The sequence below is a fragment of the Pseudomonas sp. TE3552 genome, assembly GCF_056278945.1.
Map to the genome: position 1 here is coordinate 498,962 of NZ_JBWBQJ010000001.1, position 25,037 is coordinate 523,998.

Here is a 25,037-nt window from a genome sequence, read left to right on the forward strand (position 1 = left end):
TTATACGCGCCACCACACAGCGGGTCGTTAGCTCAGTTGGTAGAGCAGTTGGCTTTTAACCAATTGGTCGTAGGTTCGAATCCCACACGACCCACCATTTTAAAAAATCTGGAAGGCCCACGTAAGTGAGGATTTCCGGGTTTTTTTTTGCCCGCGATTTGAGCTCATCTCAAGCCGGGGTCGCACTGCGTGACGCAGGTCAGAATCATCTTTTGCATCCACGGGATATTCTGTAGCCTTGCGCAGCTTCAACGCTGTCCGTGCCTGATGAATACTCACTCTCCCGGCGGTACCCCGAAGGGTCCGGAGCCGGGTGTATACTCGACTTTCGCGCGAAAGCGCCTGCAGGTCTTGCGAACATGACGCAGATTTCCGAACGCCTTCTGGTTCAAGCCCACCTCGACGCCAAGCAGCCCAAGCCGCTGACGGCCGAGGAGGAGGCTTATTACCGTACTGCCATCGCTGCCGAGCTCAAGGCTCAGGACGCGGTGCTGGTTGCCCACTACTATTGTGATCCGGTCATTCAGGCCCTGGCCGAAGAAACCGGTGGTTGCGTCTCCGACTCTCTGGAGATGGCCCGCTTCGGCAATGCTCACCCGGCCAAGACCGTGGTGGTCGCCGGTGTGAAGTTCATGGGCGAGACCGCCAAGATCCTCAACCCTGAAAAACGCGTGCTGATGCCGACCCTGGAAGCGACCTGCTCGTTGGACCTCGGTTGCCCGGTGGATGAATTCTCGGCGTTCTGCGACCAGCATCCGGAACGTACGGTGGTGGTGTATGCCAACACCTCGGCAGCGGTTAAAGCTCGTGCGGATTGGGTGGTGACGTCCAGTTGCGCGCTGGAAATCGTCGAAAGCCTGATGGATAACGGCGAAACCATCATCTGGGGCCCGGACAAGCACCTGGGTACTTACATCCAGCGCAAGACCGGTGCCGACATGCTGCTCTGGGACGGTGCCTGCATCGTCCACGAAGAGTTCAAGGCCAAGCAGCTCGAAGACATGAAAGCGCTGTACCCGGATGCAGCCATTCTGGTGCACCCGGAGTCGCCGACCGCCGTGATCGAATTGGCCGACGCGGTAGGTTCCACTAGCCAGCTGATCGCAGCTGCGCAAAGTCTGCCGAACAAGACCCTGATCGTTGCCACCGACCGCGGCATCTTCTACAAGATGCAGCAGTTGTGCCCGGACAAGGTGTTTATCGAAGCGCCAACGGCTGGTAACGGCGCTGCCTGCCGCAGTTGCGCGCATTGCCCGTGGATGGCGATGAACACCCTTGAGCGCACGCTGAAGAGCTTGCGTGAGGGCACCAACGAGATCTTCGTCGACCCGGCGTTGATTCCGCAGGCGATTCGGCCGCTCAAGCGCATGCTTGATTTCACTCAAGCAGCGCGGATGAAGTTGGCCGGCAACGCCTGATACTTACTGTGGCGAGAGCTGTTGTGGCGAGGGAGCTTGCTCCCGTTCGGTTGCGCAGCCGCCGCATTTGGGGGCGCTTCGCACCGCAGCGGGAGCAAGCGCCCTCGCCACAGTGACTTGCATTGCCTGTGTTATTTGGTTTTCTTTGGGATGCGCACAAGCTGGGTGTTGGAGTAGATGTCATGCCAGCCGCGCTTCTGCTTGTCGAACAGTGACCAGAAGAACCCCAGCCCGAGGCAGAGCCAGGACGCGATCGAGACCACAAAGCGCAGCAGCGCCTGCCACAGGCTGATGGATGAGCCATCGGCGTTTTGCACGCGGATGCACCACACTTGCATGCCTAGGGTCTGGCCCGACCAGGTCCAGAACTTGGCGAAGAAGCCGAACAGCACGAATAGCAGCACCGTCGACAGCAGTGGGTCACCGTCCAGCGCGCCTGCTTCCGTCAGGGCGCGCATTTGATCTTCGCCGATGATGGCCATCTGGATCATCTTGTAAATGCCGCTGGTGACGATCAGCAGGGCGGTGCACAGCAGGAAGTCGTAGAACATCGCTGCCAGGCGACGACCCAGGCCGACGGCGGGAAAGTCGCCCTGTGGTTTGAGCAGGTGTTTCGACATGGCAGCCTCAGAATGAAAAAGAAGCCATTTTACGGATTTACGCGCACAAAAAAGCCCCTGATGTCAGCATCAGGGGCTTTTTCGTAACAGAAGATCAGCCTTCTGCTTGTACTTCGTCAGCCTGCATGCCTTTTTGGCCTTGCACAGCAACGAACGTCACTTTCTGGCCTTCTTTCAGGCTCTTGAAGCCGTTGCCCTGAATAGCGCGGAAATGTACGAACAGATCCGGACCGCTTTCTGGAGTGATAAAACCAAAACCTTTCTCGTCGTTAAACCACTTGACGGTACCGCTCTGACGTTGGGACATTTCTTATTTCCTTTGACGCAAAAAATGAATGACAGTCTCCTTCTCGTGAAAGAGTACTGGGGCTGGTTGCAGGAGAGTAAGAAGACGTCGAACGGGATGTAGCTAACTTGTAGGCTACTGCCCAGGTCACGATTCCAAGCGACCCATGCAAACACAGTGAACAAACTCTACGCCAACTATGAGAGAAAAAACAAGCCCTGCGAAGGCCCGGATTTCCTCAGGTTGATGGCAGTTAGAAGGCACACTAGTGCAGGCTTATTCGATCGTGTTGTTCATTGGTTTTCGATTGTTATAAGTAACGTTCATAAACGAAGCGCGCGCACTATTTTATGGCGGTTGCGTTACAGATTAGTGCACTGTTAACGCAACCGCGTTACTTATAGAAACAGTCAATCAACCGCGATAGTAGCGTTGTGGAACAAATGGCATTTTGCTTACAAGCAAAGGCACCTTTTTCCCACGCACAATGGCCCAAACTGGCGTTTCCAAAACGGTATAAGCGCTGTCGAGGTAACCCATCGCCAAAGGACCGCCCAGGGTCGGACCGAAGCCGCCGCTGCATACGCTGCCGATAATATCGCCGGCTTCGTTGACGATCTCTGCACCTTCGCGCACCGGCGTACGTTCCTGCGGCAGCAGGCCAACGCGCTTGCGGCTGACACCGGCTTGCTGTTGGGTGAATACGGTTTCGGCGCCAGGGAAGCCGCCGGCTCGCGCGCCATCGGCACGGCGAGGCTTGGAGATGGCCCACAGCAGGCTCGCTTCGATCGGCGTGGTGTCGGTGTTCATGTCATGGCCATAGAGGCACAGGCCGGCTTCCAGGCGCAGGGAGTCGCGAGCGCCAAGGCCGATGGCCGCCACTTCCGGTTCGGCCAGCAGGGCGCGAGCCAGCGCTTCGGCGTTGGCCGCCGGCACGGAAATTTCGAAACCGTCTTCACCGGTGTAGCCCGAACGGCTGACAAAGCAGTCCACGCCCAACAGTTTCACGCGGGTGAATTGCATGAAGGTCATCTTCGCAACTTCAGGCGCCAGGCGTGCGAGCACGGTGACAGCGGCGGGGCCTTGCAACGCCAGCAGTGCGCGTTCTTCGAACAACGGCTCGATGGTGCACTGGTCGCCGATGTGTTGGCGCAGATGCGCCAGATCCTGATCCTTGCAGGCGGCATTGACCACCAGGAACAATTCGTCATTGCCAAGGTTGGCGACCATCAGGTCATCGAGGATGCCGCCGGTCTCATTGGTGAACATCGCGTAGCGCTGCATGCCCACCGGCAGATCGATGATGTCCACTGGCACCAGGGTTTCCAGGGCTTTGGCGGCGTTGGCGCCGGTCAGGCGGATCTGGCCCATGTGCGACACATCGAACAGCCCTGCCTGATCACGGGTGTGCTGGTGTTCTTTCATCACGCCCAGTGGGTATTGCACCGGCATGTCATAGCCGGCGAACGGCACCATGCGGGCGCCGAGTTCGTGGTGCAGTGCGTGCAACGGGGTTTTCAACAGTTGTTCGGTGGACATATACAGCTCCTGAAAAAGTATGCAGATGCGCGTGAGCATCAGCACTCGATAATGTTGACCGCCAAACCGCCACGGGCGGTTTCCTTGTATTTGCTTTTCATGTCGGCGCCGGTCTGGCGCATGGTGCGGATGACCTTGTCCAGCGAGACGAAATGTTGACCGTCGCCGCGCAAGGCCATGCGCACCGCATTGATGGCCTTGACCGAACCCATGGCGTTGCGTTCGATGCAAGGCACTTGCACCAGCCCGCCAATCGGGTCGCAGGTCAGCCCGAGGTTGTGTTCCATGCCGATTTCGGCCGCGTTTTCCACCTGCTGCACGGATCCACCGAGCACTTCGCACAAAGCGCCGGCCGCCATGGAACAGGCGACGCCGACCTCGCCCTGGCAACCGACTTCGGCGCCGGAGATCGAGGCGTTTTCCTTGTACAGAATGCCAATCGCCGCCGCAGTGAGCAGAAAGCGCACCACGCCGTCTTCGTTGGCGCCGGGGATGAAGCGCATGTAGTAATGCAGCACCGCCGGGATGATTCCGGCTGCACCGTTGGTGGGCGCGGTGACCACGCGTCCGCCGTTGGCGTTTTCTTCGTTGACTGCCAAAGCGTAGAGGTTGACCCAGTCCAGCACCGACAGCGGATCGCGCAATGACGATTCCGGGTTTTTGCACAGTTGCCGATGCAGCGCCGCGGCCCGACGTTTGACCTTCAGCCCACCGGGCAGAATGCCTTCGTTGCGGCAACCGGCGGCGACGCAGTCTTGCATCACTTGCCAGATTTTCAACAGTCCGGCGCGGGTTTCCGCTTCCGGGCGCCAGGCACTTTCGTTGGTCAGCATCACCTGGCTGATCGATAAGCCGTAGGTGCTGCAATGACCGAGCAGGTCCTTGGCGCTTTTGAACGGGAAGGTCAGTGGCGTGGCGTCTTCGACGATGCGGTCGGCGCCCGCTGCGTCTTCATCGACCACGAACCCGCCACCGACCGAGTAATACTCGCGGCTGCGCACTTGCAGGCCGGCAGCATCGAACGCACGAAAGATCATGCCGTTGGGGTGATAGGCCAACGGTTTGCGAATCATCGCCAGGTGTTCTTTTTCGTTGAACGCAATGCTGTGTTCGCCGAGCAGGTTCAAGCGACCGCTGCCGCGAATTTCTTGCAGGCGGGCGGTGACGGTTTCGGTGTCCACGGTGTCCGGGTGTTCGCCTTCCAGGCCCAGCAACACAGCCTTGTCACTGCCGTGGCCTTTACCGGTGGCGCCGAGTGAGCCGTAGAGCTCGACTTTGACGCAAGTGGTTGCCGCCAATAGCCCTTCACGGCGCAAACCTTCGGCGAAGCGCGCAGCGGCACGCATCGGGCCGACGGTGTGGGAGCTGGAGGGGCCGATGCCAATCTTGAACAGGTCGAACACGCTTAACGACATGGTTGGCCTCCGTTGGAGTAGTTGTAAGCGGCAAGCTACAAGCTGCAAGTCAAAGCCGATCGGCTCTTTCTTGCAGCTTGAGGCTTGCCGCTTGAGGCTGCTTTTTTTAAGCGTAGCTTTCGATCGACGGGCAGGCGCAGACCAGGTTGCGATCGCCGAAGACGTTGTCGACGCGACCGACCGGTGGCCAGTACTTGCCTTCGATCAGCGATGCAACCGGGTAAACCGCTTGCTCGCGGCTGTACGGGTGAGTCCACTCGCCGACGATTTCCGCGGCGGTGTGCGGCGCGTTTTTCAGCGGGTTGTCGTCCTTGTCCAGCGTGCCGTTTTCCACCGCGCGGATTTCTTCGCGGATGCGGATCATGGCGTCGCAGAAGCGGTCCAGTTCTTCCTTGGATTCGCTTTCGGTCGGCTCGATCATCAACGTGCCGGCCACCGGGAACGACATGGTCGGAGCATGGAAGCCGAAGTCGATCAGGCGTTTGGCGACGTCATCGACGCTGATGCCGCTGCTGTCTTTCAGCGGACGCAGATCAAGGATGCATTCGTGCGCCACCAGACCGTTGCTGCCGGTGTACAGCACCGGGTAGTGCTCTTCGAGGCGACGGGAAATGTAGTTGGCATTCAGGATCGCCAGTTGCGAAGCGCGCTTGAGGCCGGCGCCACCCATCATACGAATGTACATCCAGGTGATCGGCAGAATGCTCGCGCTGCCGAACGGTGCTGCGCAGACTGCGCCTTCCTTGCGTTCCATCTGGGCGTGGCCCGGCAGGAACGGCGTCAGGTGCGACTTGACGCCAATCGGGCCGACGCCCGGGCCGCCACCGCCGTGTGGAATGCAGAAGGTTTTGTGCAGGTTCAGGTGCGATACGTCACCACCGAACTTGCCTGGAGCGCAGAGGCCGACCATGGCGTTCATGTTGGCGCCATCGATATAAACCTGGCCACCGTTGTCGTGAATGATGCCGCAGATTTCGCGGATACCTTCTTCGAACACGCCGTGGGTCGACGGGTAGGTGATCATCAGCGCGGCGAGGTGTTCGCGGTGCTCGATGGCCTTGGCGCGCAGGTCTTCGATATCGACGTTGCCGCGGGCATCGCACGCGGTCACGACCACGCGCATGCCGGCCATGTTGGCGGTAGCCGGGTTGGTGCCGTGGGCGGACGACGGGATCAGGCAGATGTCGCGACGGTCTTCGCCACGGCTCTGGTGGTAGGCACGGATCGCCAGCAGGCCAGCGTATTCACCCTGGGAACCGGCGTTCGGTTGCAGGGAGATCGAGTCGTAACCGGTGGCGGCGCAGAGCATCGCTTCCAGTTCATCGGTCAACTGCTGGTAGCCGGCGCTTTGCTCGGCCGGGGCGAACGGGTGCAAGGCACCGAATTCAGCCCAGGTCACCGGGATCATTTCGCTGGCGGCGTTGAGTTTCATGGTGCAGGAACCCAGCGGGATCATGGTGCGATCCAGGGCCAGGTCCTTGTCGGCGAGCTTGCGCAGGTAGCGCATCAGCTCGGTTTCGGAGTGATAACGGTTGAACACCGGGTGGCTGAGGATCGGCGATTGGCGAACCAGCGCGGCCGGGATGCGGCTTTCGACCGAGGCGGCGAGGGCGGCGAAGTCCGGCAGGGTTTTGCCGTCGGCCAGCACGCTCCACAGGGTTTCAATGTCAGCCTGGCTGGTGGTTTCGTCCAGGGACAGGCCCAGGCGCTCGCCATCGACTACACGCAGGTTGATGCGCTGGGCGCGAGCCTTGTCGTGCAGGGCGGCAGTGCTGGCGCCGGTGGTCAGGGTCAGGGTGTCGAAGAAGTTTTCTTGCTCGACGCTCAGGCCCAATGCGCTCAAGCCTTTGGCGAGGATCGCGGTCAGGTGATGAATGCGATTGGCGATCTGCGTCAGGCCTTTCGGGCCGTGGTACACGGCGTACATGCTGGCGATGTTGGCCAGCAGCACTTGGGCGGTGCAGATGTTGCTGGTGGCTTTCTCGCGACGGATATGTTGCTCGCGGGTTTGCATGGCCAGGCGCAGGGCCGGCTTGCCGAAACGGTCCACGGACACGCCGACCAGACGGCCCGGCATGTCGCGCTTGAACGCATCGCGGGTGGAGAAGTAGGCCGCGTGCGGGCCACCGAAGCCCAGCGGTACGCCGAAGCGTTGGGCGCTGCCGATGGCCACGTCGGCGCCGAATTCGCCTGGCGGGGTCAGTACGGTCAGGGCCAGCAGGTCAGCGGCAACCGCGACCAGCGCGTTGGCGGCGTGGAAGCGTTCGGTCAGTTCGCGGTAGTCGAACACGTCACCGTTGCTGGCCGGGTATTGCAGCAGGGCACCGAAGAACGCACTGACGTCGCTCAGTTCGCGTTCATCGCCCACCACCACGTCGATGCCCAAAGGCTCGGCACGGGTGCGCAATACGTCGAGGGTTTGCGGGTGGCAATGAACGGAGGCGAAGAACGCATGGCTGCCTTTGTTCTTGCTCAGGCGTTTGCAGAAGGTCATGGCTTCGGCAGCGGCGGTGGCTTCGTCCAGCAGCGAGGCGTTGGCGATCGGCAGGCCGGTCAGGTCGCTGATCAGGGTCTGGAAGTTCAGCAGCGCTTCGAGACGGCCCTGGGAAATTTCTGGCTGGTACGGAGTGTAAGCGGTGTACCAGGCCGGGTTTTCCAGCAGGTTGCGCAGAATCGGCGACGGCGTATGGCAGTTGTAGTAGCCCTGGCCGATGTAGGTCTTGAACAGTTGGTTCTTGGCGGCGATGGCTTTGATCGATGCCAGGGCGTCGGCTTCGCTAAGGCCGTCTTCCAGGCCGAGGATGCTGGTGCCTTTGATGCTGTCGGGAATGACGCTGGCGCTCAGGGCTTCCAGGGAGTCGAAACCGAGGCTGTTGAGCATGGCTTGCTCGTCGCCTGCACGCGGGCCGATGTGGCGGGCGATGAATTCGTTGGCGGTCGTCAGATTGACTTGAGTCATGTCGGCGCTCCTCAAGCTTGGGCTTTGATCAGACGGTCGTAAGCGTCTTGATCCAGCAGTTGGCCGACAGCCGAGGCGTCGGTTGGCTTGAAGCGGAAGAACCAGCCTTCACCCAGCGGATCTTCGTTGACCAGTTCAGGACTGCTGTCCAGCGCCGGGTTCACTTCCAGCACTTCTCCGTCCAGAGGCATGTACACACCGCTGGCAGCTTTAACCGATTCCACGGTGGCGGCTTCTGCGCCTTTGTCGTAGGACTGCAGCTCAGGCAGTTGTACGAAAACCACGTCGCCCAGTGCGTTCTGTGCGAAAGCGGTGATGCCGACCGTGACGGTGCCGTCAGCTTCGGTGCGCAGCCATTCGTGATCTTCAGTAAAACGCAACTCGCTCATGGAAACTCCTAAGGGGGGGCCAGACTCGTCTGGTGGACGCGATTGAATGCCGGGGTAATGCCCTGCTTTATGAGTGGTTACTTAGCAAAATCGCGGCCAATGTTATTTTATTGTTTAAAAACAACAGCTTAGATGGTTTCGTGGATCGTTGTGTTTCTGTGGCTGTAGCGAAATCGCTACAGTGCGAGCCAAAGAAAAAAGCTCAGGTGGATCAAAGCCTTGCACAGCGCTGATCAGGAGAGGGTGTATTGATATCGTTCCACTGTAGCGCTTTCAGTACAGATGGAGGTCGCTTTCGGGCATGGTTTTGAGGGCGGCCAAGAACCTGTGGGAGCGGGCTATGGTGTTAGGGGGATAGCATTTCAGCCACAAGCCTCACGGTTTGTTGGAAATCCCGTACTTGCGCAGCCGATGGGCAATCGCGGTGTGGGAGGTTTGCAGGCGGTTGGCCAGTTGGCGGGTCGAGGGGTAGCTGACGTAGAGCTTTTCCAGCAGGTCTTTCTCGAACTCTTCCATGGCCTGTTCGAGGCTGTCGACTTCGGTATCGCTCTGACGCGCCACGGAGGTGCCGGCGATGTCCAGGTCGCCGATGTCTACCAGGCTGCTTTCGCAAATCGCCGCGGCACGGAAGATCACGTTCTGCAATTGCCGCACGTTGCCCGGCCAGCGATTACCCAGCAGCGCAGGGTAGGTGCCGGGGGCCAGGCGACAGACCGGGCGCTGGATCTGCGCGCAGGCCTGCTGCATGAAGTAGCGCGCCAGCAGCAGAATGTCCTGGCCACGCTCGCGCAGCGGCGGGACTTCGACATTCAGGACGTTGAGGCGATAGAACAGGTCTTCGCGGAAGGCGCCTTCACTGACCATTTTTTCCAGATCGCGGTGGGTCGCGCTGAGGATCCGAACGTTGACCTTCACTTCGCGATCGCCTCCGACCCGACGGAAGCTGCCGTCGTTGAGAAACCGCAGTAATTTCGCTTGCAAGTACGGCGACATCTCGCCGATCTCGTCGAGAAATACCGTGCCCTGGTTGGCCAGTTCCATCAGCCCCGGTTTGCCGCCCCGTTGCGCGCCGGTGAAGGCACCGGGGGCGTAGCCGAACAGTTCGCTTTCGGCGAGGTTTTCCGGGAGTGCCGCGCAGTTCAAGGCCAGGAATGGCGAACTGTGGCGAGCGCTGATGGCGTGGCAGGCACGGGCCACCAGTTCTTTACCGGTGCCGGTTTCGCCCTGGATCAGCAACGGGGCATCGAGGGCAGCGACTCGCTGGGCGCGAGCCTTGAGCGTACGAATCGCCGGGGATTCGCCGAGCAGGGCGTCGAAGCCTTCGGCATGGTCGTGGTGCAGCGCCGAGAGGCGTTCGCCGATGCGGTTTGGTTGATACAGGGTCAACAGGGCGCCGGCGTCGGTGATCGGCGTGGCGTCCAGCAGCAGGGTCTGGCCGTCGACGGTGATTTCGCGCAGCGGCAGACGAAAACCGTTTTCCAGCAACGTGTCGAGCAGCGCCGGGTCGGCAAACAGCTCGCTGATGCTTTCACCCGCCGGTTCGCGGCCGTACAGGGCAATCAGCGCCGGGTTGGCCAGCAGCACCTTGCCGGCGCTGTCCAGCGCCAATACCGGGTCGGTCATGGCGGCCAGCAGTGCATCGAGCTGCAAGTGACGACGCTGGCCGGGAAGGATGTCGACCACCGTCACCGCTTGCACGCCGCGCACGCTGAACAGCGCATCGCGCAGCTCTTCGAGCACGGCCGGGCTCAAGGTCGGGGCGTCGATGTAGACGTTGGGCGGCACCATTTCCACCGCATCCAGATTGAGATTGCGCCCACCGAGCAGGGCCAGGACTTCCTGGGTGATACCGACGCGGTCGATGAAACTGACGTGGATGCGCATGGGGCGGTTTGGTTCTGGAGTGCGGAGGGTGGCAAGTATGCCTTGGGGCGGGCCAATGGTGAAATCTTGCGCAGGACTTCATGGCTGCGATGATCTCCTGTGGGAGCGTTCACCGTTTTATCCCAGGTGTTCAGGTTTGACCGGGTCGCCGGACTTGACGTCGAGCTGTGCCCGCACGTCTTCAAACATCTTGTCGTAGTACTCGTGCATGGCGCCGATGCTGGCGGTCTTGGGCAGGCCGAACTTTTGTGCGATGCGCGTGGCGTGGCGGGCGAAGTCGAAGGCCTGGTCCTTGGGCAGATAAAAATCTTCATTCAGGTCCTTGCCCTCGACCGAACCATGCAGCGTGAAGAGCATGCCTTGGCCTTCCTTGGGATCCTGAGCGATTTTGTATTCGATGTGCAGGTTGTAGCTGTAATCGTCCTTGTTCAGCGCGTGCCGCTCGATGTGTAGATGACCGGGCTCAAACGTTGCCATTTAGCATCTCTCCTTCAAAAGCATTGAATCAGGGCAGACCTTGGCCTGTCCCCGGAGTTTCATTTATTGATAGCTGATACCAGGCGTCGCCGTGCTGATACGTGTGCCAGCCGTGCCCTGGACGATCGCTTCGATGTCGGCGAGGGAACCGATCACCGCGGTTTTTCCAGTATGGCGGGCAAACTCGCAGGCCGCCTGGACCTTTGGTCCCATGGAGCCAGCGGCGAAACCGAGTTTTTCCATTTCATCCGGGTGGGCCTGGGCGATGGCTTTCTGCGTGGGTTTGCCGAAATCTATGTAGGCGGCATTGACGTCAGTGGCAATCACCAACAGATCGCTTTCAAGCTGTTCGGCCAGCAGCGCCGAACACAGGTCCTTGTCGATCACCGCTTCCACGCCTTGCAGTTTGCCGCTGGCACCGTACAGGGTCGGGATGCCGCCACCGCCGGCGCAAATCACGATGCTGCCTTTGTCCAGCAGCCACTTGATCGGGCGGATTTCGAAGATGCGTTTGGGTTTCGGGCTGGCGACCACGCGACGGAATTTGTCGCCGTCCGGGGCGATGGCCCAGCCTTTTTCGGCGGCGAGTTTTTCCGCTTCGGCCTTGGTATAGACCGGGCCGATGGGTTTGCTGGGGTTCTGGAACGCCGGGTCGTTGGCATCGACTTCGACCTGGGTCAGCAGGGTGGCGAAGGGCACTTCGAAGTCCAGCAGGTTGCCCAGTTCCTGTTCGATGATGTAGCCGATCATGCCTTCGGTTTCGGCACCGAGCACGTCCAGCGGGTAAGGGGACACCTGGGTGTAGGCCGCCGCTTGCAGCGACAGCAGCCCGACCTGCGGGCCATTGCCGTGGGCGATCACCAGCTGGTTGCCGGGGTGGACCTTGGCGATCTGTTCAGTGGCGATCCGGATGTTGGCGCGCTGGTTGTCCGCGGTCAGGGGTTCACCCCGGCGGAGCAGGGCGTTACCGCCCAGAGCAACGACGATACGCATAGTGCAGTCCTTCTAGACAGAGAGGTGGCGAGCGACTCGGTCTCTTGTGGGAACCCAGCTCCCACAGGAAGAAGCCGAGTCGGGTCTTTAGATATCCGCCAGCGCGGACACCAGGATCGCCTTGATGGTGTGCATGCGGTTTTCCGCTTGCTCGAAGGCGATGTTGGCCGGGGATTCGAAGACTTCTTCAGTCACTTCGACGCCGTTGGCCAGGTGCGGATAGCGTGCGGCGATGTCCTTGCCGACCTTGGTTTCGCTGTTGTGGAACGCCGGCAAACAGTGCATGAATTTCACCCGTGGGTTGCCCGAGGCTTTCATCATGTCGGCGTTGACCTGGTAGGGCAGCAGTTGCTCGATGCGCTCGTCCCACGCCTCAACCGGCTCGCCCATCGACACCCAGATGTCGGTGTGGATGAAGTCCACGCCCTTGACCGCCTCGATAGGGTCTTCGGTGATGGTGATGCGCGCGCCGCTGTCCTCGGCGAAGGCTTTGCACTGATCAATGAAGTCCTGATGTGGCCACAGCGCTTTCGGTGCGGCGATGCGCACGTCCATGCCGAGTTTGGCGCCGATCATCAACAGCGAATTGCCCATGTTGTAGCGCGCGTCGCCGAGGTAGGCGTAGCTGATGTCGTGCAACGGCTTGTCGCTGTGTTCACGCATGGTCAGGGTGTCGGCGATCATTTGCGTGGGGTGGAATTCAGCGGTCAAACCGTTGAACACCGGCACGCCGGCGAACTTGGCCAGCTCTTCGACGATGTCCTGTTCGAAGCCGCGGTACTCGATGGCGTCGAACATCCGCCCCAGCACGCGGGCGGTGTCTTTCATGCTTTCCTTGTGGCCGATCTGCGACGACACCGGGTCGATGTAGGTGACGTGGGCGCCCTGGTCATGGGCCGCGACTTCGAAGGCGCAACGGGTGCGGGTCGAGGTTTTTTCGAAGATCAGCGCGATGTTCTTGCCTTGCAGGTGTGGACGCTCGGTGCCGGTGTATTTGGCGCGCTTGAGGTCACGGGACAGGTCCAGCAGGTAATGCAGCTCGCGAGTGGTGTGGTGCATCAGCGAGAGCAGGCTGCGGTTGCGCATGTTGAAAGCCATGATGTGGATCTCCTTGGGTTTCGGTTATCCGCCTGCTTCGCGCTGTATAAGAGCGAAGCAGGGCACAGGAATTAATAATCGATCGGGTCGCGAATGATCGGGCAGGTCATGCAATGGCCGCCGCCTCGCCCGCGCCCGAGTTCACTGGCGCTGATGGTGATGACCTCGATGCCGGCCTTGCGCAGCAGGGTGTTGGTGTAGGTATTGCGGTCGTAGCCGATGACCACGCCGGGTTCCACGGCCACCACGTTGTTGCCGTCGTCCCATTGCTCGCGTTCGGCGGCGAAGCTGTTGCCACCGGTTTCCACCACGCGCAACGCTTTGAGGTTGAGGGCCTTGGCCACGGTGTCGAGGAAGCTGGTTTCTTCACGGCGAACGTCAATGCCGCCCGGTTTGCTTTCATCAGGGCGCAGGCTGAAGGCGACGATCTGGTTCACCACTTCGGGAAAAATGGTCACGAGGTCGCGGTCGCAGAAGCTGAACACAGTGTCCAGGTGCATCGCCGCGCGGGACTTCGGCAGGCCGGCGACGATCACACGTTCGACCGCTTTGTTCTTGAACAGGTTGACCGCCAATTGACCGATGGCCTGGCGGGACGAGCGCTCGCCCATGCCGATCAACACCACGCCGTTACCGATCGGCATCACGTCGCCGCCCTCGAGAGTGGCGCTGCCATGGTCCTGGTCCGGGTCGCCGTACCAGATCTGGAAGTCGGCGTTGGTGAACTGCGGGTGAAATTTGTAGATGGCGGTGGTCAGCAGGGTTTCCTGACGACGTGCCGGCCAGTACATCGGGTTCAACGTCACGCCGCCATAGATCCAGCAGGTAGTGTCGCGGGTGAACTGGGTGTTGGGCAGCGGCGGCAGAATGAAGCTGGAGTGGCCGAGGAAATCGCGGAACATCTGAATGGTCTTGCCGCCGAAGCTGTCCGGCAGGTCATCGGCGGAAACGCCGCCGATGAGGAATTCGGCAATCTTGCGCGGTTCCAGGCTACGCAGCCAGGCACCCACTTCATGGATCAGGCCGAGGCCGACCGAGTTGCCGGTGATCTTGCGTTCCAGAATCCAGTCCAGCGCTTCAGGAATCGCGACGATGTCAGTCAACAGGTTGTGCATTTCCAGCACATCGATGTTGCGCTCGCGCATTTTAGTGACGAAGTCGAAATGGTCGCGCTTGGCCTGGGCGACCCACAGCACGTCGTCGAACAGCAGTTCGTCGCAGTTGTTCGGGGTCAGCCGCTGGTGGGCCAGGCCGGGGGAGCAAACCATGACTTTACGCAGTTTGCCGGCCTCGGAATGGACGCCGTACTTAACTTTTTCGGTGGTCATTACCGTGATCCTCCAGATGAAAGCAATCGGGTGCTGCTTTTCACAGCAGTGCTAAAGGGTCAGGAAGCCGTCATACAGCCCATAGGCTGCCACCAGGGCGCCTACGACGACTGCGGCGAAAATCAGCTTCTCGACGTTGGTGAAAACCGGTTTGTCGACTTCGAATTTGGCCTTGGCGAACAGGATCGCGCCGGGGGCATACAGCAGGGCGGAGAGCAGCAGGTACTTGATGCCGCCGGCGTACAGCAGCCACATCGCATAGATCAACGAGACCGCACCGATGATCAGGTCTTTCCTGCGCTCGGCCGGTGCGTTTTCATAGCTCTCACCGCGTACCGCCAGCAGCAGGGCATAAGCTGCCGACCACAGGTACGGCACCAGGATCATCGAGGTGGCGAGGTAGATCAGCGACAGATAAGTGCTGGCCGAAAACAGCGTGATAATCAGAAACAACTGGACCATGGCGTTGGTCAGCCACAAGGCATTGGCCGGCACATGGTTGGCGTTTTCACGACGCAAAAAGGCCGGCATGGTGTGGTCTTTGGCGGCAGCGAACATGATCTCCGCACACAACAACACCCACGACAGCAGCGCACCGAGCAACGAGATGATCAGCCCGACGCTGATCAGCACCGCGCCCCAATGACCGACCACATGTTCCAGCACCGCGGCCATGGACGGGTTCTGCAGTTTGGCCAATTCCGGTTGGGTCATGATGCCCAGCGACAGCACGTTCACCAGCACCAGGAACAGCAGCACGGTGATGAAACCGATCACCGTGGCTTTACCCACATCGCTGCGTTTTTCCGCACGGGCCGAGAAGATGCTCGCGCCTTCGATGCCGATGAACACCCAGACGGTGACCAGCATCATCTTGCGCACCTGGTTCATCACACTGCCCAGGTCCGGGTTTTTCATACCCCAGATGTCGGCGGTGAAGATGTCCAGTTTGAACGCGAAAATCGCGATCAGGACAAACAGCAGCAGCGGCACGACTTTGGCGACGGTGGTCACCAGGTTGATGAACGCGGCTTCCTTGATTCCCCGCAGCACGAGGAAATGTACGCCCCAGAGCAGCACGGACGCGCCGATCACGGCAGCCACCGTGTTGCCTTCGCCGAAGATCGGAAAGAAGTAGCCGAGGGTGCTGAACAACAGAACGAAGTAACCGACGTTGCCCAGCCAGGCGCTGATCCAGTATCCCCAGGCGGACGAGAAACCCATGTAGTCGCCGAAACCGGCTTTGGCGTAGGCGTAGACACCGCCATCCAGGTCTGGCTTGCGATTGGCCAGGGTCTGGAACACGAAAGCGAGGGTCAACATGCCCACCGCGGTAATTGCCCAGCCAATAAGAACGGCACCGACGTCAGCACTGGCGGCCATGTTCTGCGGCAAAGAGAAGATCCCGCCGCCAATCATTGAGCCGACCACTAACGCCACGAGCGCGCCAAGTTTCAGTTTCCCGGGGGATTCAGACATTGCATGACTCCAGTACAGGAGAAGAGAGGCAACAGATTAATTCTGTTAGCCATTCAGTCAGCTGACATAGATCAGTGCATGGGCACATTCCATTGTTAATGAAAGACTTATGTATCTATCTCGGGCACAAGGCCGTAATGCGATCTGTAGCAGCTGGCGAAGCCTGCGTTCGGCTGCGAAGCAGTCGTAAAATCAGCAGTTGCGGTGCGTCAGATACACCACGGCAACCGGACTTACGACTGCTGCGCAGTCGAACGCAGCCTTCGGCAGCTGCTACAAAGAATGCGTCGCGACTGAAAGTGCATAAGTGAATAGCATTATGTTCAGAGAGGGGCTTTGCCAGATTAGGCGAAGTTAGTCGGATTTATCAGGTGCGCGATACAAAACTCTTTACTGGACGAATTTACAGGTTGTTCGGCTATAAATAAAAGGCACTGATCGGGATTAATGGATAAACGTTATTTCGTTTTATCTATTTAGTTAAAAACAACTACATGACAGTGTTTGCGGTGACTGTTCGGGCCTATCGCGGGCAAGCCACACTCCCACAGGATCACGCTGTACCTGTGGGGGCGAGGCTTGCCCGCGATAGCTATCTGATGGTCACCACCACTGCGCGCGATGGGCACCCAACTCCCCGGCCGGCAGTGCCCACTGCAGCGGCGTCCCGGTGATCTTCAATGGCACCTGCAACCGATGGGCCGGCCCCCAAGGTGTCTGTTCAACCAACATCCCTTGATCGTGATCATCCTCTGCCCGCAACGGCTCATCCGTTCCGGCGCCATGTTCGATCAACAACTTCGCCGTCCGTGCCAGCGACAACCGCGCAGAGCCACCGTGCCCCAATAGCTTGATCGCACTGGCCGCCATCAAATACCCGGTGGCGTGATCAAGGGCCTGGACCGGCAGCGGCGTCGGTTTATCCGCCTTCTTCCAGTGCATGCCCGCGTCCGCAATCCCGCTGCTCATCTGCACCAGGCTGTCGAAGCCCCGGCGGTTCTGCCAGGGGCCGCTCCAGCCGTAAGCGTTGAGGCAAACATCGATCAGGCCAGGGGCCAGTGTCTGGCGTTGGGCGATGCCGTAACCCAGGCGCTCCAACGCATCGGCGCGGTAGCCGTGGAGCAGAATGTCGGCGTCTTTGAGCAGGCTTTCGAATACTGCGCGATCAGTCTTGTCGTGCAGGTCCAGGCGCGCGCAACGTTTGCCCAGGGTGACTTCCGGCACCACGCCCGGTTCGTTCCAGGTCGGTGGATCGATGCGCAGCACGTCGGCGCCAAGCCCTGCGAGGAAACGGCTGGCGATCGGGCCAGCGAGCACCCGCGTGAGGTCCAGTACTTTGATTCCGGCCAGCGGTTGTGCCACCGATCCTTGCCACGGTTTGGTGTTTTGGCTGGCGCCGGCGGTGAACTGAATCAGCGGTTCGGCGTTCACGGCGCGACCTTGCGGGTGAGTCTGCCATTGTTCCCAGCTGCGCATCTGGGCGGCACAACCACCGGCCTCGACCACCGCCTGTTCCAGATCGCTCTTGGCCCACTGAGCCACTTTGCTCGCCATCGCTGCGCGGTCGGCACAGGCGCCGAGAACCGTTTCGGCAGCAGCACGGTGATGGGGCGCGTTGGTGTGCAGGCGGATCCAGCCGTCCTTGGTTGCGTAATCGCCGGCGACCGGGTCCCACAGTGGCGGCACGCTCCAGCCCACGGGGCGGATCGAGGTGGCAAACCAGAACGACGCCAGGCGGCGGTCGACTTCAAGGCTGGGTAAACGACCGGTCTGCCGATTCAGCAGTTCGCTGGCTGCCTGGCCGGCGGCGGCAATGCTGGCGCAAGCCAGATCAGTTACGGCAAACGCCGAGGGCAGGGCGCCGCTCGAAGTAAACGGAACGGGTGTATGAGGCAAGCCGAGTGCGGCTTGAATGGACGTGAGTAAATCGGTCATCGAAGGCCCTCCGGAACGAGAGCCCGAGCATAGTTCAAAAAACGGTTCGGCCAGATGAAAACCACAGGGAATCTCTGTGTCACACAGGACCAATGTGGGAGCGAGCCTGCTCGCGATAGCAGTCGTTCAGTCGACATCCAGGGTGAATGTCAGTCCGTCATCGCGAGCAGGCTCGCTCCCACAGGAGATGTGTGCAGAGTGATTCCGGGCGCTTTACCCACGCCCCAGCAGATAGGTCGCGTAATCCGGAATGCGGTGTTCGTGAGCCTGATCCATCAACGGGCTGCTGAGCAGGTAGTCGGCGCTGCATTCGTTGCAGGCCACCGGGATGTTCCACACCGCCGCGACCCGCAGCAAGGCCTTGATATCCGGGTCGTGGGGTTGCGGTTCGAACGGGTCCCAGAAGAACACCAGCATATCGACGCGCTGCTCGGCGATTTGCGCGCCAAGCTGCTGGTCACCGCCCAGCGGACCGCTGATCATGCTTTCCACCGGCAGGCCGAGGCGTTGTTGCAACAACAACCCCGTCGTGCCGGTGGCGACCAGTTCATGTTGCGCGAGCTTGTCTTTCTGCCGCTCGGCCCAATCCAGCAAAAACACTTTGCAGTGGTCATGGGCGACCAAGGCGATACGCTTGCGCGCCGCCATGGTCTTTTGCGTAAAGCTGATACCGATCATCGGTTGCTGCTCCACGGTTTATTCGGCGTTGCACAGCGCCAGGCAGTTATCGAGCATGCGGTTGGAGAAGCCCCACTCGTTGTCGTACCAGGCCAGCACTTTGAGCAGCTTGCCGCTGGACTTGGTGTGGTTGGCGTCGAAAATCGACGACAGCGGGTTGTGATTGAAGTCGCTGGAAACCAACGGCAAGCTGTTGTAGCCGAGAATCTTCGAGTGCTGGCTGGCTTGTTTGAGCAGCGCGTTCACTTCCTCGGCCGACGCTTCGCGCTTGAGCTGTACGGTCAGGTCCACCAGCGATACGTTGATCACCGGAACACGCACCGCCATGCCGGTCAGTTTGCCAGCCAGGTCCGGCAGCACCAGGCCTACCGCTTCAGCGGCGCCGGTCTTGCTCGGGATCATGTTCTGAGTGGCGGAACGGGCGCGGTACGGGTCGGTGTGGTAGACGTCGGTCAGGTTCTGGTCGTTGGTGTAGGCGTGAATAGTGGTCATCAGGCCGCTTTCGATGCCCAGCTCGCGGTGCAGCACCTGGGCCACCGGGGCCAGGCAGTTGGTGGTGCACGAGGCGTTGGAAATGATCTGGTGAGATTGGCGCAGAATGTCGTGGTTAACCCCATAAACCACGGTGGCGTCGGCGCCTTTGGCCGGGGCCGAGATGATCACTTTGCGCGCGCCAGCCGTAATATGCGCGGCGGCTTTGGCACGGTCGGTGAACAGACCGGTGCATTCGAACACGACGTCGACCTTTTCCGCGGCCCAAGGCAATTCGGCCGGGTTGCGAATGGCGCTGACCGAAATACGGTCGCCGTTGACGGTCAGGCTTTCCTGATCGTGCTGGACATCGGCATCGAATGTGCCGTGAACGGTGTCGTACTTGAGCAGATGAGCGTTCATCGAGCTATCACCCAGATCGTTGATCGCTACGATCTGCAGATCCTGACGATAGCCTTGGGTATACAGTGCGCGCAGGACATTACGGCCGATACGGCCAAAACCATTGATTGCGATTCGAAGAGTCATTTACAGCGCCGCCGTCGTTTTGTTGTTGGAATTACAAGATTATTCGCAAAAAAATAGAAAACAAGCCTTTTTAGTGGCAATATTTTGTTTTATCTACAACGAGTGACCTGAATCAACTGGTCCGAATGATCAAGAAAACCGTCTGTCACCCCGATCACAGCGGTGCTTGGTCAGCATAGACAATCAGGTCGCCACATCCGTTAGCCTGGAGTTCTACACATGCATCCCCGCGTCCTTGAGGTCACCGAACGGCTTATCGCCCGCAGCCGCGCCACGCGTGAGGCTTACCTTGCATTGATCCGCGGCGCCGCAAGCGACGGCCCGATGCGCGGCAAGCTGCAATGCGCCAACTTCGCCCATGGCGTGGCCGGGTGTGGCAGCGACGACAAGCACAGCCTGCGGATGATGAACTCCGCCAACATCGCGATTGTTTCGTCATATAACGACATGCTCTCGGCGCACCAGCCGTACGAAGTCTTCCCAGAACAGATCAAAAAAGCCTTGCGCGAAATCGGCTCCGTCGGCCAGTTCGCCGGTGGCACCCCCGCGATGTGCGATGGCGTGACCCAGGGCGAACCGGGCATGGAGTTGAGCCTGCCGAGCCGCGAAGTGATCGCGTTGTCCACCGCGGTAGCGCTTTCCCACAACATGTTCGACGGCGCGTTGATGCTCGGCATCTGCGACAAGATCGTGCCGGGCCTGATGATGGGCGCGTTGCGTTTCGGCCATCTGCCGACGATTTTCGTGCCGGGCGGGCCGATGGTGTCGGGCATCTCCAACAAGCAGAAAGCCGATGTGCGTCAGCGCTACGCCGAAGGCAAGGCGACGCGCGAAGAGCTGCTGGAATCGGAGATGAAGTCCTATCACAGCCCTGGCACCTGCACCTTCTACGGCACCGCCAACACCAACCAGTTGCTGATGGAAGTCATGGGCCTGCACTTGCCGGGCGCCTCTTTCGTCAACCCGAACACCCCGTTGCGCGATGCCCTGACCCGTGAGGCGGCGCACCAGGTCACCCGCCTGACCAAGCAAAACGGCGACTTCATGCCGATTGGCGAAATCGTCGACGAACGTTCGCTGGTCAACTCCATCGTGGCCCTGCACGCCACCGGCGGCTCGACCAACCACACCCTGCACATGCCGGCCATCGCCATGGCCGCGGGCATTCAGTTGACCTGGCAGGACATGGCCGACCTCTCCGAGGTGGTGCCGACCCTGAGCCACGTGTACCCGAACGGCAAAGCCGACATCAACCACTTCCAGGCGGCGGGGGGCATGTCGTTCCTGATCCGCGAACTGCTGGAAGCGGGCCTGCTCCACGAAAACGTCAACACGGTGCTGGGCCACGGCCTGAGCCGCTACACCATGGAACCGTTCCTCGAAAACGGCGAACTGGTCTGGCGCGAAGGCCCGATCGAAAGCCTCGACGAAACCATCCTGCGTCCGGTCGCTCGCGCATTCTCGCCAGAGGGTGGCTTGCGGGTGATGGAAGGCAACCTCGGCCGTGGCGTGATGAAGGTCTCGGCAGTTGCACTGGAAAACCAGATTGTCGAAGCACCGGCGATGGTGTTCCAGGATCAGCAGGATCTGGCCGATGCGTTCAAGGCCGGTTTGCTGGAGAAGGATTTTGTCGCGGTGATGCGCTTCCAGGGCCCACGTTCCAACGGCATGCCGGAACTGCACAAGATGACGCCGTTCCTCGGCGTGCTGCAGGATCGCGGTTTCAAAGTGGCGTTGGTCACCGACGGGCGCATGTCCGGTGCCTCGGGGAAAATCCCGGCGGCGATCCATGTCAGCCCGGAAGCCTACGTGGGTGGTGCTTTGGCACGGGTGCAAGAGGGCGATATCATCCGCGTCGATGGCGTCAAAGGCACTTTGGAGCTTAAGGTGGACGCCGAAGAATTCGCAGCGCGCGAACCTGCCAAAGGCCTGTTGGGTAATAACATCGGCAGCGGTCGCGAACTGTTTGGTTTCATGCGCATGGCCTTCAGCTCCGCAGAGCAAGGCGCCAGCGCCTTTACTTCTGCCCTGGAGACGCTTAATTGAAACTGGCTTTGGTCGGTGACATCGGTGGCACCAACGCACGTTTCGCGTTGTGGAAAAACCAGCAACTGGAATCGATCCAGGTGCTGGCGACGGCAGACCACGCCAGCCCGGAGGAAGCGATTGCGCTCTACCTGAACGGGCTCGGCCTGGCGCCGGGTTCGATCGGTTCGGTGTGCCTGTCGGTGGCGGGGCCGGTGAGCGGTGATGAATTCAAGTTCACCAACAATCACTGGCGGCTCAGTCGCAAGGGTTTCTGCAAGACCTTGCAGGTGGATCAACTGCTGCTGGTCAACGATTTCTCGGCCATGGCCCTGGGCATGACCCGCTTGCAGCCGGGCGAGTTTCGGGTGGTCTGCGAAGGCACGCCGGAACCGTTGCGGCCAGCGGTGGTGATCGGTCCGGGCACTGGCTTGGGCGTGGGCACGTTGCTCGATCTGGGCGGCGGACGTTTTGCGCCGCTGCCGGGGGAGGGCGGTCACGTCGATCTGCCGCTGAGCAGCCCGCGAGAAACCCAATTGTGGCAGCACATCTTCAACGAGATCGGCCACGTCAGCGCTGAAACGGCGTTGAGCGGCAGCGGCTTGCCGCGGGTCTACCGGGCGATTTGCGCGGTGGACGGTCACACGCCTGTACTCGACACGCCTGAGGCGATCACAAAGGCCGGGCTGGCGGGTGATCCGATTGCCCTGGAAGTGCTTGAGCAGTTCTGTTGCTGGCTGGGTCGCGTGGCTGGCAACAATGTGCTGACCACCGGTGCACGGGGTGGTGTGTACATCGTCGGCGGGGTGATTCCACGGTTTGCCGATTTCTTCATCGAAAGCGGTTTCGCCCGCTGCTTTGCCGACAAGGGTTGCATGAGCGATTACTTCAAAGGCATTCCGGTGTGGCTGGTGACAGCGCCGTATTCCGGCCTGGTGGGCGCGGGTGTGGCGTTGGAGCAGGCTTGAAACCGCGTCGCCTTCATCGCGGGCAAGCCACGCTCCCACAGGATTACCTACATTCTGAAAATGTGCGCATAACCTTGTGGGAGCGGGCTTGCCCGCGATGAGGCCCTCACCGACAACATAGATCTGTGAACGATCAGGCATAATCCTCTCTAACACATACAACAAGGACGCCGCCCTGTGAGCTCAGTCAACAAGTCGATTTTGTTGGTCGATGATGATCAAGAGATACGCGAGTTGCTGGACACCTACCTGACCCGCGCCGGTTTCCAGGTCCGTACCACGCCCGATGGCGCAGGTTTTCGCCAGGCCTTGAACGAGGCGCCGAGCGATCTGGTGATCCTCGACGTGATGCTGCCGGACGAAGACGGTTTCAGCCTCTGCCGCTGGATCCGCCAGCACCCGCGCCAGGCCCACGTGCCGATCATCATGCTCACCGCCAGTTCCGACGAGGCCGACCGCGTCATCGGTCTGGAACTGGGCGCCGACGACTACCTCGGCAAACCCTTCAGTCCCCGTGAATTGCAGGCACGCATCAAAGCCTTGTTGCGCCGTGCGCAGTTCGGTCAGGAGCGTTCCGGCGGTGAAGTGCTGGCCTTCGACGACTGGCGGCTGGACATGGTCAGCCATCGGCTGTTCCACATCGACGGTGAGGAAGTGATTCTCTCGGGTGCCGACTTCGCGCTGCTAAAACTGTTCCTCGATCACCCTCAGGAAATCCTCGATCGCGACACCATCGGCAACGCCACCCGTGGCCGTGACCTGATGCCGCTCGATCGCATCGTCGACATGGCGGTCAGCCGTTTGCGTCAGCGCCTGCGTGACACTGAAAAACCACCGCGGCTGATCCGTACCGTGCGTGGCAGTGGCTACCAACTGGCAGCCAACGTGGTTGCCGGCAATGGCCACTGAGTTCCTGCGCAAGCTCGCCGGGCGCGTGCCGGTGCCGCGCTCGCTGCTCGGGCGCATGTTGCTGCTGACCCTGCTGGCGGTGTTGTTCGCCCAGGCGCTGTCGAGCGTGATCTGGGTTTCGCAATTGCGCGCCACCCAACTCGAAGGTTTGGTCACCAGTGCTCGCAGCCTGGCCCACTCGATGACGGCCAGCGTCAGTTATTTCCGTTCGTTGCCGGTGGCGTTCAGGCCGCTGGTGCTCGACCAGTTGCGCAGCATGGGCGGCACCCGATTCGTGGTGACCCTCAACGACAAACCCTTAGGCATGGAAGTGCTGCCGATCACTCCGCGCAAAGCGGCGGTACTCAAAGCGGTGGACGAAGTGCTGCGTCAGTCGCTGGGCCAGGACGCCGATATTTCGGTGACGTTCGTCAGCCCCGAAGACCTGCGGATCTTCAATAGCGGGCTGAAACTCGATGAATTGCCACGCTCCTGGGCGCACTACGCGTTGACCCTGGAGCCAGTGAACCCACCGGTGCTGGTCACGCAAATCCAGATGGCACCGGGGGAATGGCTGTACATCGCTTCGCTGTTGCCCGAGCCCTACACCAGTCTCGAAGAGCAAGGCCTGCCGGCACAGCAAGTCTGGTTCATCGTACTCACCAGCGGCTTCTTGCTCCTGTTCATCGGCCTGCTGGTGCACTGGCAGAGCCGGCCGCTCAAGCGATTGGCGCGGGCGGCGCGGGACATGTCCCTCGGTGCCGAAGTCGAACCAGTGGCCGAGGGTGGCGGCAGTGAAGTGGTTGAGGTTGGCCGCGCCTTCAATGCCATGCGCGAGCGCATCAGCCGTTACCTGACCGAGCGCAGCCAGTTGTTCAGCGCGATTTCCCATGACTTGCGCACACCGATCACTCGGTTGCGACTGCGGGTCGAATTGCTTGAAGACGAGAAACTGCAAGCCAAGTTCGGTCGTGACCTGGATGAGCTGGAGTTGCTGGTCAAAGGCGCGCTGCAATGCGTGAAAGACACCGACATCCACGAAAACATCGAGCCGGTAGACCTCAATCATGTGCTCGACTGCCTGGTGGAACCGTATCTGGCGCCTAACGGCAATGGCCGCGTGACTCAACAAGGGCGGGCGCTGCTGCCGTATCCCGGTAAGCCACTGGCGCTCAAGCGCTGCATCGGCAACCTGATCGACAACGCCTTGAAGTACGGGCAGAACGCGCATCTGCACATCGATGATGACGAGAGCGCGTTCGTCCTGCATGTCGACGACGAAGGCCCAGGCGTGCCGGAGCAGCGGCTGGAGCAAGTGTTCGAGCCGCACTTCCGCTTGGCCGGGCAGCAGCAGGGTTATGGCCTGGGGCTGGGGATCGCGCGCAACATCGCCCATAGTCATGGCGGTGAAGTCAGCCTGCAAAACCTGCGTGAAGGCGGGTTGCGGGTGACGTTGCAGTTGCCCCGCTCGATGGATTGACACCGCCCCTGTGGCGAGGGAGCTTGCTCCCGCTGGGGCGCGGAGCGGCCCCCCTTATCCCTGAAAAGAATGGGACTGCTGCGCAGTCCAACGGGAGCAAGCTCCCTCGCCACAACACATCACTCGCCTCAAAAACAGGGGGAATGTCACAAGCTGGT

21 protein-coding genes and 1 tRNA gene are annotated in these 25,037 nt (G+C 60.5%); 7 read left to right on the forward strand and 15 right to left on the reverse strand.

Annotated elements, in window-relative coordinates; translation table 11 throughout:
• The first annotated feature begins 21 nt into the window (after nucleotides 1-21).
• A tRNA-Lys gene (locus tag ACZ9BB_RS02140) sits at nucleotides 22-97 on the forward strand.
• 262 nt (nucleotides 98-359) lie between these two features.
• Nucleotides 360-1,418: a quinolinate synthase NadA gene (gene nadA, locus ACZ9BB_RS02145; RefSeq protein WP_476212337.1), complete on the forward strand. Its 1,059-nt coding sequence runs from the start codon at nucleotides 360-362 to the stop codon at nucleotides 1,416-1,418.
• Between the two features lie 131 nt (nucleotides 1,419-1,549).
• On the opposite strand, the gene ACZ9BB_RS02150 is transcribed toward nadA, so the two are convergent.
• The 6 genes from ACZ9BB_RS02150 to gcvH all read right to left on the reverse strand — a co-directional run bounded on the left by ACZ9BB_RS02150 (nucleotide 1,550) and on the right by gcvH (nucleotide 8,626).
• Nucleotides 1,550-2,038, reverse strand: a complete 489-nt coding sequence (locus ACZ9BB_RS02150) for an RDD family protein (protein ID WP_476212338.1) — start codon at nucleotides 2,036-2,038, stop codon at nucleotides 1,550-1,552.
• A gap of 94 nt (nucleotides 2,039-2,132) precedes the next feature.
• Nucleotides 2,133-2,345 (reverse strand): cold-shock protein, encoded by a 213-nt coding sequence (locus ACZ9BB_RS02155; RefSeq protein WP_007934683.1) that lies wholly within the window; start codon nucleotides 2,343-2,345, stop codon nucleotides 2,133-2,135.
• Nucleotides 2,346-2,738: 393 nt separating this feature from the next.
• The gene (gene gcvT / locus ACZ9BB_RS02160; RefSeq protein ID WP_476212339.1) at nucleotides 2,739-3,863 is read right to left on the reverse strand and encodes a glycine cleavage system aminomethyltransferase GcvT; all 1,125 of its coding nucleotides are present in this window, start codon (nucleotides 3,861-3,863) and stop codon (nucleotides 2,739-2,741) included.
• A 38-nt stretch (nucleotides 3,864-3,901) separates the two neighbouring features.
• Nucleotides 3,902-5,278 carry an L-serine ammonia-lyase gene (locus tag ACZ9BB_RS02165; RefSeq protein ID WP_476212340.1) on the reverse strand — a complete coding sequence of 459 codons (1,377 nt, stop codon included), beginning with the start codon at nucleotides 5,276-5,278 and terminating at the stop codon, nucleotides 3,902-3,904.
• Nucleotides 5,279-5,384: 106 nt separating this feature from the next.
• Nucleotides 5,385-8,237, reverse strand: coding sequence for an aminomethyl-transferring glycine dehydrogenase (gcvP, locus tag ACZ9BB_RS02170; RefSeq protein WP_476212341.1), 2,853 nt, complete (start codon nucleotides 8,235-8,237; stop codon nucleotides 5,385-5,387).
• Between the two features lie 11 nt (nucleotides 8,238-8,248).
• Nucleotides 8,249-8,626 carry a glycine cleavage system protein GcvH gene (gcvH, locus tag ACZ9BB_RS02175; RefSeq protein WP_476212342.1) on the reverse strand — a complete coding sequence of 126 codons (378 nt, stop codon included), beginning with the start codon at nucleotides 8,624-8,626 and terminating at the stop codon, nucleotides 8,249-8,251.
• Between the two features lie 32 nt (nucleotides 8,627-8,658).
• Here gcvH and ACZ9BB_RS02180 point away from each other — a divergent pair, with 32 nt between their 5' ends.
• Complete coding sequence (locus ACZ9BB_RS02180; protein ID WP_476212343.1) at nucleotides 8,659-8,859, forward strand: hypothetical protein; 201 nt, start codon at nucleotides 8,659-8,661, stop codon at nucleotides 8,857-8,859.
• A 142-nt stretch (nucleotides 8,860-9,001) separates the two neighbouring features.
• On the opposite strand, the gene ACZ9BB_RS02185 is transcribed toward ACZ9BB_RS02180, so the two are convergent.
• The 9 genes from ACZ9BB_RS02185 to gap form a co-directional block, all read right to left on the reverse strand.
• Nucleotides 9,002-10,510, reverse strand: a complete 1,509-nt coding sequence (locus ACZ9BB_RS02185; RefSeq protein ID WP_476212344.1) for a sigma-54-dependent transcriptional regulator — start codon at nucleotides 10,508-10,510, stop codon at nucleotides 9,002-9,004.
• 117 nt (nucleotides 10,511-10,627) lie between these two features.
• Complete coding sequence (locus ACZ9BB_RS02190; RefSeq protein ID WP_476212345.1) at nucleotides 10,628-10,987, reverse strand: DUF5064 family protein; 360 nt, start codon at nucleotides 10,985-10,987, stop codon at nucleotides 10,628-10,630.
• Between the two features lie 63 nt (nucleotides 10,988-11,050).
• Nucleotides 11,051-11,980: a carbamate kinase gene (gene arcC / locus ACZ9BB_RS02195; protein WP_476212346.1), complete on the reverse strand. Its 930-nt coding sequence runs from the start codon at nucleotides 11,978-11,980 to the stop codon at nucleotides 11,051-11,053.
• A gap of 87 nt (nucleotides 11,981-12,067) precedes the next feature.
• On the reverse strand, nucleotides 12,068-13,078 hold the full coding sequence (locus ACZ9BB_RS02200) for an ornithine carbamoyltransferase (protein ID WP_476212347.1): 1,011 nt from the start codon (nucleotides 13,076-13,078) through the stop codon (nucleotides 12,068-12,070).
• 71 nt (nucleotides 13,079-13,149) lie between these two features.
• A complete protein-coding gene (arcA, locus tag ACZ9BB_RS02205) occupies nucleotides 13,150-14,406 on the reverse strand; it encodes an arginine deiminase (RefSeq protein WP_476212348.1) in 1,257 nt (418 codons plus the stop codon).
• A gap of 51 nt (nucleotides 14,407-14,457) precedes the next feature.
• Nucleotides 14,458-15,885 (reverse strand): arginine-ornithine antiporter, encoded by a 1,428-nt coding sequence (gene arcD, locus ACZ9BB_RS02210; protein ID WP_476212349.1) that lies wholly within the window; start codon nucleotides 15,883-15,885, stop codon nucleotides 14,458-14,460.
• Between the two features lie 603 nt (nucleotides 15,886-16,488).
• Nucleotides 16,489-17,820, reverse strand: a complete 1,332-nt coding sequence (locus tag ACZ9BB_RS02215; protein WP_476212350.1) for a CoA transferase — start codon at nucleotides 17,818-17,820, stop codon at nucleotides 16,489-16,491.
• Nucleotides 17,821-18,033: 213 nt separating this feature from the next.
• A complete protein-coding gene (locus tag ACZ9BB_RS02220) occupies nucleotides 18,034-18,498 on the reverse strand; it encodes a methylglyoxal synthase (protein ID WP_413696848.1) in 465 nt (154 codons plus the stop codon).
• Nucleotides 18,499-18,516: 18 nt separating this feature from the next.
• Nucleotides 18,517-19,518 carry a type I glyceraldehyde-3-phosphate dehydrogenase gene (gene gap / locus ACZ9BB_RS02225; protein WP_476212351.1) on the reverse strand — a complete coding sequence of 334 codons (1,002 nt, stop codon included), beginning with the start codon at nucleotides 19,516-19,518 and terminating at the stop codon, nucleotides 18,517-18,519.
• Between the two features lie 219 nt (nucleotides 19,519-19,737).
• Between gap and edd the strand changes: the two genes are divergently transcribed.
• The 4 genes from edd to ACZ9BB_RS02245 all read left to right on the forward strand — a co-directional run bounded on the left by edd (nucleotide 19,738) and on the right by ACZ9BB_RS02245 (nucleotide 24,879).
• Nucleotides 19,738-21,564 carry a phosphogluconate dehydratase gene (edd, locus tag ACZ9BB_RS02230; RefSeq protein WP_476212352.1) on the forward strand — a complete coding sequence of 609 codons (1,827 nt, stop codon included), beginning with the start codon at nucleotides 19,738-19,740 and terminating at the stop codon, nucleotides 21,562-21,564.
• On the forward strand, nucleotides 21,561-22,511 hold the full coding sequence (locus tag ACZ9BB_RS02235; RefSeq protein WP_476212353.1) for a glucokinase: 951 nt from the start codon (nucleotides 21,561-21,563) through the stop codon (nucleotides 22,509-22,511). Before edd ends, ACZ9BB_RS02235 begins: the two co-directional genes overlap by 4 nt.
• Nucleotides 22,512-22,688: 177 nt before the next feature.
• Nucleotides 22,689-23,420 (forward strand): response regulator, encoded by a 732-nt coding sequence (locus tag ACZ9BB_RS02240; RefSeq protein WP_205890115.1) that lies wholly within the window; start codon nucleotides 22,689-22,691, stop codon nucleotides 23,418-23,420.
• Nucleotides 23,410-24,879, forward strand: coding sequence for an ATP-binding protein (locus tag ACZ9BB_RS02245; RefSeq protein ID WP_476212354.1), 1,470 nt, complete (start codon nucleotides 23,410-23,412; stop codon nucleotides 24,877-24,879). Before ACZ9BB_RS02240 ends, ACZ9BB_RS02245 begins: the two co-directional genes overlap by 11 nt.
• The last annotated feature ends 158 nt before the right edge of the window (nucleotides 24,880-25,037 follow it).